The sequence below is a fragment of the uncultured Kriegella sp. genome (assembly GCF_963975415.1).
Lineage (GTDB): Bacteria > Bacteroidota > Bacteroidia > Flavobacteriales > Flavobacteriaceae > Kriegella.
The window spans coordinates 1-18,821 of record NZ_CAXBGN010000005.1; the positions used below are offsets into that span (position 1 = coordinate 1).

Annotated in this window: 13 protein-coding genes; 3 read left to right on the forward strand and 10 right to left on the reverse strand. The window is 39.3% G+C overall.

All coding sequences use genetic code 11. The annotated features are described in order from the left end of the window. Positions 1 to 128: 128 nt before the first annotated feature. The 10 genes from AACZ88_RS12410 to AACZ88_RS12455 all read right to left on the reverse strand — a co-directional run bounded on the left by AACZ88_RS12410 (position 129) and on the right by AACZ88_RS12455 (position 16,888). Positions 129 to 926, reverse strand: a complete 798-nt coding sequence (locus AACZ88_RS12410) for a DUF4886 domain-containing protein (RefSeq protein ID WP_339710667.1) — start codon at positions 924 to 926, stop codon at positions 129 to 131. Positions 927 to 1,141: 215 nt separating this feature from the next. Further along, a complete protein-coding gene (locus AACZ88_RS12415; protein ID WP_339710670.1) occupies positions 1,142 to 4,228 on the reverse strand; it encodes an alpha-L-fucosidase in 3,087 nt (1,028 codons plus the stop codon). Between the two features lie 102 nt (positions 4,229 to 4,330). Beyond that, on the reverse strand, positions 4,331 to 5,740 hold the full coding sequence (locus AACZ88_RS12420) for a hypothetical protein (protein WP_339710673.1): 1,410 nt from the start codon (positions 5,738 to 5,740) through the stop codon (positions 4,331 to 4,333). A 116-nt stretch (positions 5,741 to 5,856) separates the two neighbouring features. Then, on the reverse strand, positions 5,857 to 6,699 hold the full coding sequence (locus tag AACZ88_RS12425; protein ID WP_339710676.1) for a GDSL-type esterase/lipase family protein: 843 nt from the start codon (positions 6,697 to 6,699) through the stop codon (positions 5,857 to 5,859). Continuing rightward, on the reverse strand, positions 6,690 to 8,039 hold the full coding sequence (locus AACZ88_RS12430; RefSeq protein WP_339710679.1) for an alpha-L-fucosidase: 1,350 nt from the start codon (positions 8,037 to 8,039) through the stop codon (positions 6,690 to 6,692). The genes AACZ88_RS12425 and AACZ88_RS12430 overlap by 10 nt, the downstream gene beginning before the upstream one ends. An 88-nt stretch (positions 8,040 to 8,127) precedes the next feature. After that, the gene (locus AACZ88_RS12435) at positions 8,128 to 9,765 is read right to left on the reverse strand and encodes a RagB/SusD family nutrient uptake outer membrane protein (RefSeq protein ID WP_339710682.1); all 1,638 of its coding nucleotides are present in this window, start codon (positions 9,763 to 9,765) and stop codon (positions 8,128 to 8,130) included. A 23-nt stretch (positions 9,766 to 9,788) separates the two neighbouring features. Further along, a complete protein-coding gene (locus AACZ88_RS12440; protein ID WP_339710685.1) occupies positions 9,789 to 13,256 on the reverse strand; it encodes a TonB-dependent receptor in 3,468 nt (1,155 codons plus the stop codon). Between the two features lie 187 nt (positions 13,257 to 13,443). After that, positions 13,444 to 14,571 carry a FecR domain-containing protein gene (locus AACZ88_RS12445; protein WP_339710687.1) on the reverse strand — a complete coding sequence of 376 codons (1,128 nt, stop codon included), beginning with the start codon at positions 14,569 to 14,571 and terminating at the stop codon, positions 13,444 to 13,446. 156 nt (positions 14,572 to 14,727) lie between these two features. Next, positions 14,728 to 15,306: a sigma-70 family RNA polymerase sigma factor gene (locus AACZ88_RS12450; RefSeq protein ID WP_339710690.1), complete on the reverse strand. Its 579-nt coding sequence runs from the start codon at positions 15,304 to 15,306 to the stop codon at positions 14,728 to 14,730. A gap of 1,009 nt (positions 15,307 to 16,315) precedes the next feature. Next, on the reverse strand, positions 16,316 to 16,888 hold the full coding sequence (locus AACZ88_RS12455) for a hypothetical protein (protein ID WP_339710693.1): 573 nt from the start codon (positions 16,886 to 16,888) through the stop codon (positions 16,316 to 16,318). A gap of 15 nt (positions 16,889 to 16,903) precedes the next feature. Between AACZ88_RS12455 and AACZ88_RS12460 the strand changes: the two genes are divergently transcribed. From AACZ88_RS12460 to AACZ88_RS12470, 3 genes are all read left to right on the forward strand, one after another. Beyond that, complete coding sequence (locus AACZ88_RS12460; RefSeq protein WP_339710696.1) at positions 16,904 to 17,182, forward strand: hypothetical protein; 279 nt, start codon at positions 16,904 to 16,906, stop codon at positions 17,180 to 17,182. A gap of 136 nt (positions 17,183 to 17,318) precedes the next feature. Further along, positions 17,319 to 17,648 (forward strand): hypothetical protein, encoded by a 330-nt coding sequence (locus tag AACZ88_RS12465; RefSeq protein ID WP_339710699.1) that lies wholly within the window; start codon positions 17,319 to 17,321, stop codon positions 17,646 to 17,648. A gap of 640 nt (positions 17,649 to 18,288) precedes the next feature. Next, the gene (locus tag AACZ88_RS12470) at positions 18,289 to 18,816 is read left to right on the forward strand and encodes a hypothetical protein (protein ID WP_339710701.1); all 528 of its coding nucleotides are present in this window, start codon (positions 18,289 to 18,291) and stop codon (positions 18,814 to 18,816) included. The last annotated feature ends 5 nt before the right edge of the window (positions 18,817 to 18,821 follow it).

Here is an 18,821-nt window from a genome sequence, read left to right on the forward strand (position 1 = left end):
ACGTGGAGCCCAAGGCAACGTTGGGCACCATATAGAGCCCCAGTCCGCCCACCTGTACCTTCTTTAAAAAATTCCGTCTTTGCATAAATTGATTGTTTGAACCTTCTTCTTCCCATAGAAACATAAACCTATTTCGAGGCCATCCTTCTTAAAAATCGGGCCGTTTTAGCTGACATTTCATCCGGTCGGTACTTTATTCTCTTGGGCGATTTTCCAAACAATTCCTTAAACCAAACACTGCCCGCCAAGTAGCACCCGTTGCTACTAGCGTGAAACCGATCCTTTGAACTCCATAAATCAAGAGCTTCCCTTTTCTTGAAAGAATGGTAAAAGGCATCTCCTGAAGGCAAAATGGGGGCATTATATCGTTCAGAAAGCACTTTATAATTCTCTTTTAGTCCCATATACATTTGATCTGCGGTAATCCCAAACCCCTTTAAGCGGGAACAATCGGGTGCGTACGCCCAGGTTTCGTGTATAAATATTTTGGCCTTGGGCGCATACTTATTTATGTGTTCACGAATTTCATCGGCAAAGGGCTGGTACGATTCGGACTTAAAACTAAGATGGCTCACCTGTTGAATGGTTACAATATCCCAATCATCGGCCATCAACCAGTCTTTTAAAGACTTGCCATTATAAGGTTTGCGCAATGGGTCTTGTTCACATTGCTTGATCAGGTCTGCGTGTTTTTCAAGGTAACACCCCCCGATATTGGCTTTGCCAATGCGAATTTCACACCCTTTTACTGATGCTGCAATTTGCTGTAAATACTTAGTAGCATTGTCGGCAAAGCTATTGCCGATGGTCAATATTCGAACGGTGTCGGCTACTTTTTTATAATTATTACCACTAAAGGCTTCCGTAGGTTGGACAAAAGTTAAAAGGAATAACAACACATAAAAATTGAATCTCCAGCTTTTCATAAAATGTTTTATTTAGATTTTGATATTTTTTTAATAAACGGCCTATAAATTTTGATATACAATCGGCTGTGCCCACCGAAACGTTGCAATTATCTTCCCCCTTTATTGGTTTTTAGTGGCTGCTCAATGGACCAATTTTTACCACAGGCAAGTTATGCCAATGATCAACGTTGTACGAATTCTTGCATATCTTTTGGATGAATGCCCTCCCACCTCTATTCAAAGTCAATCATCTTTAGCTCAATTGTTCCAACCGAACCTCCCGGTTTGGAGCGAATCTGTGTTTTGAACTCAACCTTCACTTCCTCCGCATCCGTAAAATGTTGTGAATTGTTGATCAAAAATATTCTCTCACCTTTCCTCTGTATGGCTTCCGAATTGGGAACATCGTTAATTTCAATTTTCCAATCCTTAAAAGCAAGGCCATATCCACCCGATTCCTTTTTTTCATATCCTCGGTCATGGGTAATATAGCGGAAATTCAACTCGAATTGCCCTACTTTATTTATCAGGTACGGTGTTAAGTCGATACTCAGCTCTTCCCATTCATTGGTATAAGTCCGGTTATCCCATCCACCTAAGGTTACTGCCTCATTGTCCAATTCTCGTTTTATACCCTCGGATAATTTTTCAAAATTAAAAATAGCAAAATTGACAATAGAAGGCGTAGCAATGGCATCAGTAATTCGGAGCCTTACTTTTGATACGTTTACAGGGGGAAATTCCTCGATTCGTTTACTACCGACCGATGTTCCTTCCTTTATAGTTTTCCAAAGACCGTTCGCATAGCCCTCGATAGCAAATTCCCGTATGCGCTGACCTTTCAATATGTCTTCTTGAACTATGACAGAATTAATATCCGCCGTTTTTTTAAGGTCTATTTCCAGTACATTTCCCTCTCCCGAAACAGATGCTATCGGTTTATCGAATCTGCGGGCAATTTCCTTTCCAAAAGCTTCATAGCGTTTCGCATGTGATTGTGGAATCAACCCGGTCGTATCAGGGGTAGCGTTCAATAATAATGTACTACCCCGCCCCACCGATTTTTTGTAAATATCCATTAAACCGGTTTCACTCAATAAAATATTGTCCGTGTTTGGTGCCCAGAACCATTTGTGTGATTTTTGGTCCATCAAAAGAGGTACATCAACCTCGACCGGAGCGTAAGCTTCACCTTCGGGATCGGACGACAATGCCGTCGCTTGCCCAGTGGCCAGATCCATGTTGTCAAGGGTATACCAATTGGGGTATGGAGCGATTCCCCTTTCGTTGCCAACCCAACGGATGGTTGCTTGGGGACCCTGAAAAATTACGGCATCACTGGCATATTCTTCAAGAATATCGGCGATATCTATCACACAACTTCCATCGAACCAAACTTCTTTCATTGGTTTGTACTTTGACAAGACCTCGGTCAGTTGTTTTCGGAACACTTTATTATAGGCTTCCTGCTTATCAGGATCTTCTGTGCGACCACCGCTACCAAGACCGGCACCCCAAGTTTTATCCCCGGGATAAATATATACCCCAAGCTCCAGCCCATACTTGTCACTTGAGCGGGAAAGTTCTTCAAGCAGATCGCCCTTCCCATCTTTCCAAGGAATATTTTTAACACTGTAATCAGTAGTATTGGTCTGCCACCAACAAAATCCTCCCGAATGCTTGGCTACAAAGACAATCATTGTTGCTCCCCAAGATTTAGCCACCTTGCACCACTGATCGGTGTCAAGTTTGGAAGGGTCGATCCTGTTCATCGGAAGGGAGTTATCATCTTGGCTAAGTCCCGTCCAAGTATTCGGTGCGAAATGGATGAACATGAGCCTTTCGTTCTTTTGCCAATGTGCTTGAGGACCTGACGGCAGCGGTATCATACGCTGGGTCACCCGATAATCGGTCGCCCGTAAGACAAAATCTACGATGGGCTTGGGATCTTGAAGGCTATGCGGGTGATGCGCGATTCCTGGTTTATGGATAACATTGATGAACCCTCCCGCTTCCTTTATTTTTTGTTCGAACAATGCAGTATGATCCGAAACGGGAACCACTTCATCTGCATCACCGACCACATGCAACATGGGATATCCACCTTTGGCAATTTTCGCAGTTAAATCTAGTGGGTTTCCTTTAAAGGCAAGGGCTTCTTCTGTATTGAAGTTAAATTCCTTTTTAAAAGAAGCCCATTTTTCGGGAAAATTATGTTCTGTGCCTTTCGAATACAATTTAAGGTCCAACATAGGTGCATCGGCATAAATTCCAGAAACCCTTTCCGGATATTTTGCCGCCCATCGATAAATATAAACACCTCCACGGCTCATCCCTTCCATGACCGATTTAGTCGACAGACCGGCCCGCGTAAGAAGCTGATAAAAATCATCCCAAATGGACAATGCCTTATCATTACCGAACATTTCAGCAACATCACAATAAACTATATGGAAACCTCTTTCCAGCAAAGCGATGTCCGTCTGGGGCTCAAGGCCCCAAAAGCGGGCTCGCCAAACCCAGGGTTTGCCGACAGCCATATGTTTCGGCTCGACAATTTTGGCATCGCGATTCATGAATTTAAAATCATGCCCCTGAAAACCGTGAAAATTGAAAGTGCTCGAATCCTTTGGCAAATAGCTGGAAAAATCGATCGGTTCAACGGATTTCATTTTAACCAGTTCACTTATCCTTCTAGCAATGACCTTTGCACCTGCCGCCGAGGGATGGACCTTGTCTGGGAACAGCTCTGGCGATTCGATCATTAAATTATAGAGGTTTAATATCTCGCTGTTCGTTTCATAGGCTATTTTCCTTATCATAGGAAGTAGCTTTTCACGGACTATCTGACCCGTTATACCCGTAGTATCGTTAGAAAAGACGGGGACAGGCAAAAGTAAAACGACCCGCGGTTTGCTCGGCAACCCTTTAAAAGATGTGATCAGATCCTTGTAATCTTGCACATATTCGTCCAAAAAGACCCTGTTGACAGGTTTGGTGTCGTTGGTGCCCAACTTAATAAATACCCAATCGGGACTTGAATCCAGTGCCTTTTGATAGGCATCCGTTTTCCAGTAGGGCAGATTGCCTTTGCGTAATAAAGTTGTGCCACTGACCCCAAAATTTTGAACATCATATCCATCACCCAGTATTGACCCCAGTTGCGCCGGATAGCTGTTCACCTCACGGTTTTCGATTTTGGCGCCATAGGTTATACTGTTACCTACACAGGCAATTTTTAGCTTTTGACTATTTAAGAAAAATGAAAATTGAATCGTAATGAACAAACAGATTCCTAATTTTACAAGATACCGTTTCATGGAATTATATGTATTAGATTGTACCCCGTTTTTTGAAGTTATTTTTCATATTCAGAAAGTGTAAATGCGCATGTACAAAATATCATTTTGCAAAATCTAGGATTATGGTTTACGATAATATTGAATAAATGCAGCCAGTGAAACTCCCATGGTCGGATAATTTGGGTATGGGTGTGGATTTCCATATTGAACCGCTATTCGTTCATCACCTTTATACCCTGTATAAGGCATTATAAAGGTTGAATCTTTTCGAAACCATGTGCCATTTAAATTGTCTATGGCTATCCCGCCATCCACAATGTGGATATTTTCATCTGTTCTATTATCAAACTTTTCAATGATATTTCTTCGAAGCTCCCACATGCACGCATTTTGCTTTGTAGTAAAATCACCTGCCATATTATCCAATATCCCACAGCTAGTAGATGGAATCATTAAAACGAACTTGCCCGATGGAACGGCTTTCCGATATGAGGCTATTACTTTCTCCATTTTTACATTCCATTCGGAAAAATCAATGGAGGAAGGGTCTGATGCATTTCTAAAATCGTTCAGCCCCAGAAATTCGGCTAAAATTGTTGGGCTTTTTAAACCCCACATGGAAAGGTATTTACTGTAGTCAAAATCCCAAACAAAATTTTCATATGTTACTTTCTTCCATTTTGAACCATTATATAGCATGTAACTTTCCAAAGCATTGTCATACATCACGTCATTTTTGGCAGGTTTTAGTTTATAGCCGGTTGTAATATCGAAAAGGTCTGCATGCGTATGATATCTGCTGGCATTATATTTCTCTCCGAAACTCCACTCCTGCTCTGGGTCTGAAGAAATTTCTTTGACTAAGTTCCAAAACGCGGTTGCTCCCCAGTATCTATATTTTCCCTCTGGTTGCCAAAACCCATTATAGGCCTGTGTTCGTTGGTTTGTCACATTAAAGTAACTTTTCAACGTCCATCCTCCACGGCCTTCATCGAACTGTCCGGGAGCATCGACAACCGAACGAAGACCTATCATCTTGATTTTTGGAACATATCCTTTGTCAAGCAAGGCATCCCGAAAAAAAGCCCCATTGGTAAAACTGTCCCCAATGATTGATACGACTACCGTATCCTTGCCAACCCCTGCCTGGCCCACTTCAATTGTTGAAGTAATCGTCTTGACCGTTTTGAATTCATCTTGATTTACCAATTCCAAGATAACCGTTGATTTATGTTTGGGATCGGTAATACTGGCGACGCGTTGTAACCGCCTCGAATATTCAGAGGTACCTGAAAACCTTACCACATCGTTATAAGGTCTCCAGCGTTTCATCAACGGCTCAACAAATATGTCATTCTGCGTACCTGAAAGCATATAGAGCTTGCTAGGCAGGCAAATGTCATTCGCAAATAACTTTGATTGGTTTTGCGCCAATGTAACATAGGGGCAAAGTATGGCCAGTATGAAATACTTCAAAAGATGTGTTGTTTTCATATAAAAATCATCCTTTGTCAATATATAGGTCTTCATTTTTTTATTCGATTTTTAGGTATTCAAGATTTACACATCTTATTAAGCACTTTAGTATACAAAGCCCTGCCGTAGACCGATTCCCTAAATTTTAAGAACTAACCTTGTATAATAATTCATGGTTGCCTAATAAAAGAACGGATCTCTTCTGCCCAAATCTGATAACCCTTATCAGTTGGATGACAAAAATCACCAGCTATATCTTTAGGCAAAAGACCTTTACTGTCAAGCATTTTGGAACTAATGTCAACAATGGTAATATTACGTTCATCGGCATAAATCTTAAGTAGATGGTTAGTTTCATCGATCAATTTACGCCGGGGATGATCTGGGAATTGCTCCCTGGGCATTACGGCCATTAAAATTATTTTTGCGCCAGGCACTTTGATTCCTACCTGTTTACAAATCTCCGCTATTCCCTCAACAATTTCAGGAGCTGTATTTTTTCGTGCATTCAAAGTTTCACTGGTATTGTTAGTGCCGATATGAATAATGACTAAACGTGGACTTAGCCCATCTAGCTCTCCATGGTTCAAACGCCAAAGCACATTTTGTGTACGATCCCAGCCAAATCCGAGGTTTAAAACCCGATGATTACCAAAAACTGAATTCCATGATTTGGGACCATTGGGGTCGCGTAATCTTCCGTCAGCATATTTTAATTGTGGCAGCCCTCCCCAAAAGTGGGTAATCGAATTACCTATTAAAACAATTTCAGGATTTATAGAATCTTTAATGCGCAGGGCTTCAGCATGACGAGCCCACCAATCGTAACTATCATTTTCTAGTTTAGGGACAGGAACAATGGCCGTATTTTCGTTGGAAGCAACACCAATGGGCCTTTCTTGCGAATGACTATAATTCGTGAAAATTAATAAAATTGAAATCCGAAAAAAAAACTTCGAAACCCTATTTCTATTTTGGTATTTCAATGTCTTGATCACCAATTTTAATAACATTCCAAATTTCTTATTATTGGATTCCCTTCAGACTTCACTATCTCGAACTTTATAGCTGAAAAATTTTCGTCATTTAAAACTTCAATACGTTTGTGCCCAATTGAACTTCCTGTGTTTACTAATTTCCATTTCCCATCTTCTTTCCCGTAGAGCTTATATTCACGAACCCTTTCACCTTTGGAAATGTCTTCTTGGATTATCACATGTCTAACTCTTTTAGGCCCCTTAAAGTCAATTTGAAAAAGATTCCCTGTCCCCTGCGTTTGGCCCAATGTTTTAGAAAATTGTTTTTTCATTTCGTTCCCAAACTCCTCAAGTCTTTCAAAATCGGCCTCTGGCACCAACCCCTGGTCATCAATTACGATTCCTAACAACATATTAGTGTTGCGACCTACAGTTTGAACATACCTATCCATCAAATCATCTAAACTACGGATGGTATTCTCTTCTCCCTCATGCCAAAACCAGCCTCCCTGAAAAGCATGTTTACGCAAAGCGAAATCGGCCTCGCCCGGACACCAATATTTGCCAGATGGATCACCGTTCAATCCTTTGATCTGGACCATACCGGTCGCTGTGGTTGTAGAATCTGCAGTAGCCCAACAGGGATAAGGGGCCACACCGTCTTCATTTCCGACCCAACGGATATTGTTCTCGAACCCGAAGGGCCCTTGAAAAGCAATTGCATCTGGTTGGTATTTTTCTACAAGGGAAAGCATTTCTATCCCTCCTTTTTCGGGAGGCAGAACGCCGCCGTCAAACCAAATTTCAAATAATTCCCCGTATTCGCTCCATAATTCCGTGAGCTGGGTCTTCACTACTTCATTGTATCTTTTTTGCTCCTCAGGATCACCGGACAAAACCAATCCCGGATTATCAACGTGAAAATAAGCATTGGCGGAAGCACTGGCGTACAAGCCGGGCTTCACATCATATTTCTTACATGACGCAATAAAATCTTTTACGATATCTCCCTGCCCGTTTTTCCATGGTGAATTTTTCACGCTGTATTCATGGGCTTTGGTCGGCCAAAGGCTAAAACCGCTACAATGTTTGGCAACTAACACGGCATAGGTAGCCCCTGCTGCTTTAGCCGAACGAATCCATTGGTCGGTGTCGAGTTTCCCGGGATTGAATACCGACGGATCAGGTTGATAGTCCCTGGTCTTGCGCCATTCGTAATCGGGCTCGAACACTTGTACATCGAGGTGAAACAGTGCACCGACCTCTGCATCAGCCCATTCTACTTGGGACTGGGTGGGAAGAATCAGTCTTGATTGTCCCTGTAAAAAGAAGGGTAGGCCAATAAGTGCAAAAAGTGAGTATCTGAGTATTTTCATATCCATTTTTTAATATATTCCTCCCATAAGCCGTAAAAGAACAGAGTAAGTATAGTTCTCATTTCACTTATGAGAGGCAGTTCTTATATCATTCTGACCAACCTGGATTTTGCGTCAGATTTGGGTTCAACGTGATTTCCTGTATGGGGACAGGATAGAGATAGAGTTTATCATCCCACGTTCTGGTTAAACCTGGATATAAAACCCGGTATTCTTCTGTTTCAGCATCAAGGGCACCAAGAAATGAATTAGGTTCTTCCAAAAGTTTACCCGCTTTCCATCGCATTAAATCATCAAACCGGAACCCTTCGGCAGCCAGTTCTACACGACGTTCACGTCGAATTTCATTGATCAATGCTGATACCGGAACCTCCCAATTCGGCCAATCGGGATCAACGAACCCAACATCTAAAGTCATAGAAGGCATATTGACGCGCGCTCTCAATTTGTTAATACTAATATCCAAATCCGACTGATCTATTTCACCTAGCTCGGCCTTAGCCTCAGCATAATTAAGCAAGATCTCTCCATAACGGAATATAAATTCGTCGATAGTACATCGCTGATATTCAAAATCACGCTGCGTCGGAGAAAATTGTTTGTATATCCTATAACCTGTAAAACATAACCCATTATCAAACTGTGGTGCCTCTTGATATTGTACCTCACCATCACTGGTGATATGGTATGGCTGATCAGGGGTGTAAATAGATTGTTTCATACGAGGGTCCCGGTTTTCAAATTCTTGCATATAGTCATTTGCATTATCGCCTCGGTATTCAGTACTAACCGCTATGGGAAGCCCATCATTGCTTAGATAAGTCAATGCAAAATCCTTAGTAAACCCACTGCCCGATTCACCAAGTTGTCTAACTCGATTTGACATCAATAAATTTTCAGAATACTGCTTGATCATTATCGCCTCACTATTACCAGAAAGTTCATCTATTATAAAAAGGTTATAGTAGTCCTCATCTGGGTTACCCGTATTGTAAATTTCAAAATTGCCTGAGTCAATGATTTCTGATGAAGCTTCAGCAGATTTTCGCAATAAACCTTCGAAATCACCTAAACCATGATATTTTTGCCATGTTCCTTCATATAAACAAATGCGAGATTTCAATGCAAGAGCAGCATATTTGGTCAACCGATTTTCACCAGAGGTTTCTGGTAAGGTGTTAATAGCAAAATCTAGGTCCGCTACGATTGAATCCACCACCACCTTACGTGAAGTACGCGATATATTCAATTCTTCAGAGTCGACATTGAGTTCCTCATCTATCCAGGGTACATCTCCAAATTGCCTGACCTTTCCATAATAGTTCCAAGCTCTAAAGAATCTAACTTCACCAACATAGGTATTAATAAGTTCGGTATCGCCCTCAACGGTCTGAAAGTGTGTGAGAAAAAAATTACAACTTCGTATTGTAGCCCAATCGTCCTTGCCCCATCCACCACCGGTAGAAGGAATTACATATTCATTCCAAACGAAAGCGTTTCGATTGGCCGGACCTTGGTTATCGGTCATATTATCTGCCTGCCAGTTACCAGAGGTCGAAAGATCCGTATAAAATTGATTTGAATAAGTCTCTAGATCCCCCAAGGTTTTCCAATAATTAGCCTCATTAATCTTATCAGGTGGATACCTGTCCATAAAATCATTGTTACATGAAGTATTAAGGCTTATAAAAGTCAGTATGTAAATTATTCTAGTTAAGGTTTTCATCTGTGTTTTTTTCATGGTTGGACTTAAAAAGAGATATCTAACCCAAAAGAATGGGTTCTATTCAAAGGATACATGTTGACGCGATTTGATTCCGGATCAAAAATGCTTTCCACCTTTGTGAACTCGAACAAATTTTGACCAGAGTAGTAAATACGCAAACGCTCTACAAATATTTTCTCTAACCATGTCTTGGGAAAATTATACCCAACGGACACCAATTTTCCACGTAAATAAGATCCATTTTGCAAGTACCTACTTTGAGCTATGCCAATTTCATTGCCGTTTAGACGAGGCCTTGGGAAATATGCATCTGTATTATTTTGAGTCCAGTAATCTGTATTAAATTTTTGGGGAACCGACCATTGTGAAGAATAGTGGGCATAGAAAAAAGTATTTCCCGGATAGAAATCTCGCTTACCGACACCTTGTAAGAAAAGACTAAAATCGAAATTTCTCCATTGAGAATTAAGTTGAATCCCATAGGAATACCTTGGTGTGCTATTGCCAATTACCTTAAGGTCTCCGTGGTCATTAAGTGTCTGTGAACCCCTAGTGATTCCTGGTATCCCATCTAAATCTTTAAATTTCAAATCACCTGCCAAAGGGGCATGACTCACAACTTCCGATTGATCATAGTTCTGAGCTTCTTGATCAGATTGAAATAAACCCTCTGTTTCAAAACCCCATATTTCCCCCAATTTTTGTCCGACATAATAATCAGCCAAAACACCGTTGGGGTTGTCATATTTCTTAATTTCCGAAACGTAATCGGAAAATGTAAAATTAACACCGTAAGTAAGTTCTTCTCCTATCTGGTCTTTCCATGATAAAAAGAGTTCCCAACCTTTCGTACTTAAATCTGCGGCATTTGTCTGTGGCTCACCAGTACCAAGAACAGCTGGTTGAGTTTTAGATTTGGTCAACATATCTTTCGTATCGCGTTGGTACCAATCGAAAGTTCCTGAAAGTCGATTTTTTAACATTGAAAAATCTAAACCAAAATCCAATTGATTCACCGTTTCCCAAGTCAATGACGGACTCACCAACCCAGGGGCATATACCGTGACCGGTTTTTCGCCATTCAGCAAATAATTCACCTGCCCTGTACCATAAGTGGCAATGTAGGGATAGTAATTTCCGTCAAGCGCAGATTGATTACCCAGACTTCCGTAAGAGCCGCGAATTTTAAATTCATTCACGGTGTTTTTCAATTCACTCCAGAAACTCTCATTAGAAACACGCCAACCAGCTGAAAATGATGGAAAGAAACGAAACCTATCTTCGCTAGGGAATCTCGAAGAACCATCATATCTACCATTGACCTCTAAAAGATATTTGTCGTCAAAAGAGTAATTGAATCGAAAAAATCCTCCTCGAATAGCTAGTTCATTACCTGAATCACCTCCGGCCCATTCTCCTGAAGCTGTGCTAATATAAGGGATATCATTACTAATTAAATCAGCTCTTCTAACCCAAAAAGAATCAAATTGTTTTTCTTCTTGATTGAAGCCAATCATCGCTTTAAAATAATGCGACCCAAATTCTTTTTCATAATCACTATAAATATTGAGCGCAGAATAGCGATTGCCTTCCTCATCTTTTCTAACCCAATTGGGAGTAGTATGCGGAAATAAAACTGCTGGACCATCGGCATCATAATCCCAATACTCTTTCAGGTCGTGCACCTTGGTTTTATTGAAATAATTGTAGGTATAATTCATATTGATTGACAACCCTTCTATAGGTGTCAAACGCAAGCTACCAGTTACCCAAGCGTCATTCGTCTTATATTCTCTATTTCCACCCTGACTCAAAAAAGCTGGCATATTTGTAAAATACCCATTTCCAGAGTATCCGGCAAAATTTCCGTCTGGGTGGTACACTGGCATAATAGGCCTTGAATCTTGTGCCATATATAGGTTGTCAGCATTTGAAAAACTTCCGCGTTTATTGTCTGGAATATCATTCTGATCGGCAATATTGAAAGTAGCTTTCATTCCAACCTCTAACCAAGAATTGATTTTATACTTGACGTTCTGAAGGATATTTATCCTCTTATAATCTTCATCGAACCATTTCATCAAACCTTTTTGATGTAAAAGCCCTAGAGATGTATAATAGCTAACTTTATCACCACCACCACTTATACTTAGGTTATAATTGTTAATGGGGTAGCTATCTTTCAACATTACGTCCGTCCAATCAGTATTTCCATTATACCTCCATAAATTGGACGGATCAACTGAATGATGGAATACCTCTTCATTTTGTTCTGGATTGTTATAATAGGCTTCAATATGCCCCATTGTTTCATCATCAAAATAATTGGAACCATTTGTAGTGGTATTAGCCGCATTCATCCAATTGGCATATTCCATGGAGTTCATATACTCAGGACGGTCGGTGGGTTTATTGAGAGACACATTGGTACTAAAAGAAATAGTCGGTTTGCCAGACTTTTGACCCAATTTGGTCGTAATCAAGATGACACCATAAGCAGCACGAGCTCCATAAATAGCCGATGAAGCGGCATCTTTAAGTACCGATACGGTTTCGATATCTTCGGGGTTAATCAAATTCACATCCATTTCAACACCATCTACCAATATTAAGGGCTCTCCGCCGTTAATAGAAGTAGTACCCCTGATATTGAAAGTAGCACCTCGACCGGGTGCACCGCTGTTTAAGTTTATATTAAGGTTAGGTATAATTCCTTGTAAACCCTGACCTAAGTTTGTAATGGGTCGATCTTCGAGCGTTTCTGAAGATATTTGAGAAACAGCGCCCGTGAGATTCACTTTCTTCTGAGTTCCGTACCCAACAACAACAACCTCTTCTAACCCGGCTGTACTTTCTTCCAAAATCACTGATATGGACGTTTGACCGATAAGACTTACCTCTTTAGTTGCAAAACCAATATAGGAAACTACTAAAACGGCATTTTCATCTTGTACGGAAATAGAAAAATTACCATCAAAATCAGCCTGTGTACCATTAGTAGTGCCTTTTTCGATAATATTTGCCCCAGGTAGGGGAACCCCGTCGGAATCAGTTATGACTCCATTAACTGAACTTTGTTGAGCGGGAATAGTACTATCTATTTTTTTGTTTTTTATGGACGGAGAAGATTTTCGACTAACTAAGTAAACACGTCGTTTATTTAAGTTGAATGTTGTCTCGGTATTTGCAAAAATGTCGTTTAAAATTTTAGAAATCCCTTCTTTCGTTACATTAATAGAAACGGTTCGTTTCAAATCTACATCTTCGATTTTATAAACAAATTCAAATTCAGTTGTGCTTTCAATCTCATCTAATAGTTGGCCAACAGAAACATTATGGAGGTTCAAAGTAATTCTCGCACGTTGTGCATAGCTATCATTGGCTTGTAGGGTAAAAAATGTGACCAAGATAAACAGCGTACTTAATTTCATTTTTAAATCATAGGAGAGTAAAGGATACCGCCTTCTTTTACAATTAAGAAGTTTTTTCATACTTTTAGGGTGTTAAAATGTGGTTATTTTTACTTTAATCACTAGTACCAAATCGGGAAATGTTCGAGCATTTTCCGGTTTTTTGTCTATTGCGACGAATGGCAATAAGCGATTAGTTTTTAGTATTCTGTTTGTTGTTGAATTTTTATTTCATTGACATCTATTTTAATAGTTAGCAATTCGTTTTTCATTCAATTATGACTTGACTATCATCAATTATTTCAAACCGAATGCCATAATTCGATTTGAGTTCTGCGAGTACTTTTTCAATCGGTTCATCTCCAAAATTAGCATTGAATTTCTTAGCTGACAGCGCTTTATTCTTATTTATAATTGAAATATTATAATGTCTTTCAAGTCTTTTGACAATGTTTTCAAAAGTCATATCCCGGAATATCAACTTTCCATCCATCCAAGAAGTATACATCGCCGTAATGACTTGATTTTTAGTAATAGCCATGTCATTTTTATCTAAACTACCTTTAAACCCCGGTTCTAATAATACCACATTTGGATTGCCCTCGTTTTCCAATTCACTTGAAAGACTAACTGAGCCCTCGACAAGCACGACTTCTGTCGTTTCATCTTCTGGATAAGCAGAAACGTTGAATGCTGTGCCTAAAACACGAACATTCAATTTACCGGCATTTACAACAAAGGGGTGTGCTGAATCTTTTGCAACATTGAGATAGGCCTCGCCCGAAATAAAAACACTTCTTTCTTGACCCTCTAAAAATTTTACTGGATATTTTATGGAAGAACCAGAGTTAAGAAAAGCTTTCGAGCCGTCAGAAAGTTTTAATTCAAATTTTTTGCCGAAAGGTATTGTCAGCGTATTAAAAACGAGTTCCTCTGCATTGCCAGTTTTCGAGTACTCCAATCGATTTCCTTTTTGTTGACCAAGTACGGCGCCCGTCTTGTCGGTCACTTGCACAGAACCATTTTCTTCAATAATTTCAAGCCTTCCGTCTTCAAGTTCCAAGATGATGGCATTCTCAGGAATGATATCTAGCGAAGTTGTACTTGCATTATAGATGTAGTGATATCCCAAAATCATTATTCCAATAAATATAGCTGCACTCGCAGCAGCTAACCTCCAGATTCCGGGTCTTTTCTTATTTAAGATACTTTTAGTCTTAATATCATCCCACAAAGATTCCTTAATTTCAATTTTATTCGATTCATCTATAAAATGTGGCCTATCATTTATTGAAATCATATTCTCGCTAAATTTGTCGAGAATTCTTTTTTCTTCCTCGGATATAGAGCCATTTAGATACTTATCCAATAATTTCCGGAATTCCTGTTCGCGCATAGTTTCTCCTCTATAACTAGATGAACCAAATCAAGCATGCAACACACACCAAATTTGACTATTTAACATTACTTTAACGATTATTGTGAGATTTGTGCCTAAGAAAGGCGGGGCTTTACAGTTTGAAATGGATGTGTTGCCGGTATTCTATAAAAGCTAATTAAAAAAAAAAGTGATGAGAAGTACGTTTTGTAGAATTCCCAAGTTTTCCCTAATAGCTTTTAATGCCAAGGAAACTTGATTTTCAACCGACCGTTTTGATATGCCCAAGTGTAAGGCAATTTCTTCATTGCTATTGTCTTCAATTCGGCTTAATCGAAAAATTTGTTGACACCTAGGGGACAATTCTTTTAAAGAATTGGTTATAGCGATCTGAGTCTCCTCTAGGTCATGTTGATTTTCAACATCAGGGTTGGTTAACTGTAATGAATCGATAACATAAAGCTGCACGGCATTGAATTTATTATCTCTTAAATACTTAAAACACCCATACCTGACCGCTTTAAAAATATATGCCTCGAAATTTACAATTACCTTATTTTCTTTGCTTCTCCATAGTTCGACCCAAATTTCCTGAACGATATCTTTGGCTATGTCTCCATCGGAAAGTATAGCTTTAGCTTGTACAAACATTGATTCCCAATACTGCTCAAAAAGCTTCTGAAACGCCTTTTTATTACCGTTTTTAAATTGCGTAACAAGCAATTCGTTAGTATAGGATTTTTCCGTGGACATTATAATTAATTATGCAATTTAAAACCATTATAGATGATAAATGTATAAAAAATACATCAATATGTTAAAGTATAATTAGTTATCGATGGATAAACTACATTTGAAGCTATACTTTGCAGAAAGTATTTGTGTCAATAATCCTATATATAAAACAAGCTTTGCTGAAAGCTTAAATAATTTAATTGCCAAACAAGATTCCCTACAGTTTCGCTGCTAGAACATCGAACAGGAACGTCCCCTTAGAATAGCATCGGATAATTTCGTGCTTGTTGCTTTCGGTATTGCCTTTATCCACAACTTCTTGGTCACTAATGATGGGACCCCAAAGTGCCTTGAGCCCATACTGTTAGGACATGTAACATTCCCTTCTGTTTTCGGTAAAACTGTGTGTCTCCAAAAACGGGGTCTTCGCGGATCAGTTCACCTCCGTGTTCAGATAGATTGATCTCGTTATCTAGATGCCTTATAAATTTCTTTCCGTAGTTCTTATGCCAATGGACTTTCGATTACCTCCGTTTCTTCATCAGCTGTTCGTTGCACCTATGTTCCGAGGTCTCCTCAGAAAGGTCGGATTTTCACAACAGCCAGGCATCGAAGGTCTCCTTATCGAAGAATTTTTATCAGATATAGGGATTGTTCCCCATCGGGATAAGCTTTAAATGCGTGAGTTTGTAAATCTCTTTGACAGCCAAGTGTAGGCGACAAGGTCGTCGGGGTTCATTACTTTTTATTGTGGCCGAGCAGCCCCCTTGATCTCGGAGAACAACCGTACCACGTTCTCTTTTTCTTCCATGGTATTTCTTTTTGGGTTTTGCCCAAAGTAGAGGAGCGGGTACCTTCAAAGGAAATCCGAGGTGATTTTAGCGTTTGAAAATACTGGTTTTTGAAGAATGTTCGGCGATATAACGAAACCACCTAAAATTGCGCAACACGAAACATTGGGGGTAAAGGAGTCTTTTCGGACACAAGCCTATGGGCTCTCTTGACACTTCAAGATATCGGGCCAATGCTATTGATTGTGTAGGTTTATACTTCTCGAATTGCCCGCCCGATTATAAATAACGACAGAATCCATAGAAGGAGCAATTAACAGGTCACTAGATGATTGGGAAAGATATCCCTGACCCAGATAGCGCTCAAATTTACTTTTAGCGCCGTTGTTATAGTAAATGTTCCCCCAAACATCATTAGGTTTTAGTGGGAATCGCGATACTTCTGAATCCAAGTCGGACTTAAAAGCACGCGGACTATCCGAATTCACTGAAGCAATTAGAAACCTATTTCTATCGGTCAACCAACTTGTTAAAGCTCTGGTTTCCCCTTCGATGAAAAAACCAGTTTTATCTCCTCGAAGAGCTCTAAAATTACCGTTTCCATCACCGCTTAGATAAAATCCCTGTGAGGTGTTATTCCAACCCGAAATGACTTCCATTTGAGAATTGTTCCCCACTCCAATTACATCGGAAAAACCGACTACATGGAGATGTCGGAAAAATGCCTTAAAACCGCCAAGTTCCCTGCGTTCCAAATATATAGTACCAATCAGATAACGAACAATTATGAAAGTTGCGAAACGGTCCATGATAAAAAATATTTCATGGAGGATATGACCCAAGGAACTATTCTTTTTGATGAATTGACTTCAGAACATGTGGCAAGCAATTTTGGCAAAGTTGACATTATGAAGGATATATTGGAAGAACGTTATACGCAGCGAAAAATGACACACATCACTATAAATTACAAAGAGGGTTATTATAAAGATATTCCAGCGGCACTGGCAAATATTGGCGAAAGACATGGTAGCCGGGTCTATGATAGAATTTTCGAAATGTTTAATATCATAGTTTTCGAAGGAAAGAGCTTTCGAAGATAAAAGGTTAAATAAGGTTTAATTTAACCTATTTCCCTCCTAAAATTTACTAAAAATGGAAAAATATTGTAAGCATTGCCACCTATCTTTCACTGCACGAAGAAAAAATCACGTGTATTGCTGCTCAAGTTGTAAAACAATGGCCAGCTATAAAAGAAATGGCTATAAGTATGTCTCCGGTCATTATAAAGCACGGGGAAACGAGCAACAACCCGTACCTTCTGAAACGGTAAACAGTCAGATTGCCTCACTTGACAAGAAGGTCGGTGAATTCGAGAAGCCCTTTAATGAGCGAAGTATGAATGTACCTGACATAAAAAATGCGGTTGCCGGAAACCTAATCGCAGATGCATCGGTCTATGGCCTGAAAAAGCTTTTGGCACCCGATACATTACCGGCTACAAAAGGAGACATAAAAGCTATTAAAAAAGAAATTGCTGTGCTGAAGTTCATCATCAGTAGAAAATAGCCTGGCCAGGCAGTCTATTTCCATGACAAATTCACCCTAAGAACCTAAAATAGATTGAAGCTTTAAGAATAAATCCTTCCCAACTTGAAAATCATGGTTTTTGAAGCATACAAGTAAATGCTTTCGGTCCATTTGTAAACCTCCATTTCCAAATCCTTACAAAAAAGAAAGATAGAAGGAAGATATTTTCATGCCGAGAATCACAAATACCAGACTAATAAATTGCCTTTAATTCTTATAAAAATCAAAGGGAAATCTAAATATGGGAAATCCCATATTTGAAATTAATCACTTAATGTTCCCCTAATTTTTAGAGTTATGCACAAATATGGCATCAAAATAATACCAAAACAATAATGAATAACGCACATTTGGCAAAGTATACTTTAATTTCAAATACAGAATTTCCGGTATTAAGATAATTCTGTTTTTAGTGAGTAAAAACCAGTGATCAAATTCTGTGCTTTACCGAATCCTATTAACCTATTGTTTGTGAACAATCGTAAAAAAACAACTAAATTCTAGTTGTTTTCACTATTTTTAGTCTCTCCTTTCTTACAATTTTGAATTTATAAAGACTCCCCTGCTTTTATACCTTCTTTGCCGTGACTAAATAACAATTATTTGGTGCCAAGACACGATGTTAAATTTATTCAAAATCACTATTCTAATATTCATTTGGGGTGTACAACTGGTTTGTGCACAATCATCTGAAATCAGAATATTAGAGGTCAAGAGAGAAAATATTCAAAAAATAATGCGTGTTTACCAAGATTCCCTGGCCGATCTTGATTTCCTTATTGCTGAATTAAATGCTGGCAATTCTGTAGATTACTCAGAAGTTGTGTATTACAAAAAAGTTCAAACAAAAAATGAAACCAAAAAGAGTGAACTCGTAATCTCTAACAGCGGTCCTAATAAAATAGGTACGCAAACTAATTCTTCAAATAAAGCAAAAGCAATAAGTCCTTACTCCAAAAAGAATATTAACCGTAAAGTCAAAGACAATGTAAATCGTTCTTCTCCAATAACTCTTCCCGAAAAAGTACAAACGAAAAAATACCGAAGAAGAGTCGGCGCAATTTGTAATGACGGCTCAAGATCATACGCTACTGGTAGAGGGGCCTGTTCTCATCATGGAGGGGTAAGACATTGGCTTATAGAATAGACATT

What these genes read in the sequence shown, in the direction of transcription:
- AACZ88_RS12460 (WP_339710696.1), top strand. Translation starts at nt 16,904, where the DNA reads ATGGAGGATATGACCCAAGGAACTATTCTTTTTGATGAATTGACTTCA.
- AACZ88_RS12440 (WP_339710685.1), bottom strand. Translation starts at nt 13,256, where the DNA reads ATGAAAAAACTTCTTAATTGTAAAAGAAGGCGGTATCCTTTACTCTCC.
- AACZ88_RS12435 (WP_339710682.1), bottom strand. Translation starts at nt 9,765, where the DNA reads ATGAAAACCTTAACTAGAATAATTTACATACTGACTTTTATAAGCCTT.
- AACZ88_RS12415 (WP_339710670.1), bottom strand. Translation starts at nt 4,228, where the DNA reads ATGAAACGGTATCTTGTAAAATTAGGAATCTGTTTGTTCATTACGATT.
- AACZ88_RS12445 (WP_339710687.1), bottom strand. Translation starts at nt 14,571, where the DNA reads ATGCGCGAACAGGAATTCCGGAAATTATTGGATAAGTATCTAAATGGC.
- AACZ88_RS12420 (WP_339710673.1), bottom strand. Translation starts at nt 5,740, where the DNA reads ATGAAGACCTATATATTGACAAAGGATGATTTTTATATGAAAACAACA.
- AACZ88_RS12430 (WP_339710679.1), bottom strand. Translation starts at nt 8,039, where the DNA reads ATGAAAATACTCAGATACTCACTTTTTGCACTTATTGGCCTACCCTTC.
- AACZ88_RS12425 (WP_339710676.1), bottom strand. Translation starts at nt 6,699, where the DNA reads ATGTTATTAAAATTGGTGATCAAGACATTGAAATACCAAAATAGAAAT.
- AACZ88_RS12410 (WP_339710667.1), bottom strand. Translation starts at nt 926, where the DNA reads ATGAAAAGCTGGAGATTCAATTTTTATGTGTTGTTATTCCTTTTAACT.
- AACZ88_RS12450 (WP_339710690.1), bottom strand. Translation starts at nt 15,306, where the DNA reads ATGTCCACGGAAAAATCCTATACTAACGAATTGCTTGTTACGCAATTT.
- AACZ88_RS12455 (WP_339710693.1), bottom strand. Translation starts at nt 16,888, where the DNA reads ATGGACCGTTTCGCAACTTTCATAATTGTTCGTTATCTGATTGGTACT.
- AACZ88_RS12470 (WP_339710701.1), top strand. Translation starts at nt 18,289, where the DNA reads ATGTTAAATTTATTCAAAATCACTATTCTAATATTCATTTGGGGTGTA.
- AACZ88_RS12465 (WP_339710699.1), top strand. Translation starts at nt 17,319, where the DNA reads ATGGCCAGCTATAAAAGAAATGGCTATAAGTATGTCTCCGGTCATTAT.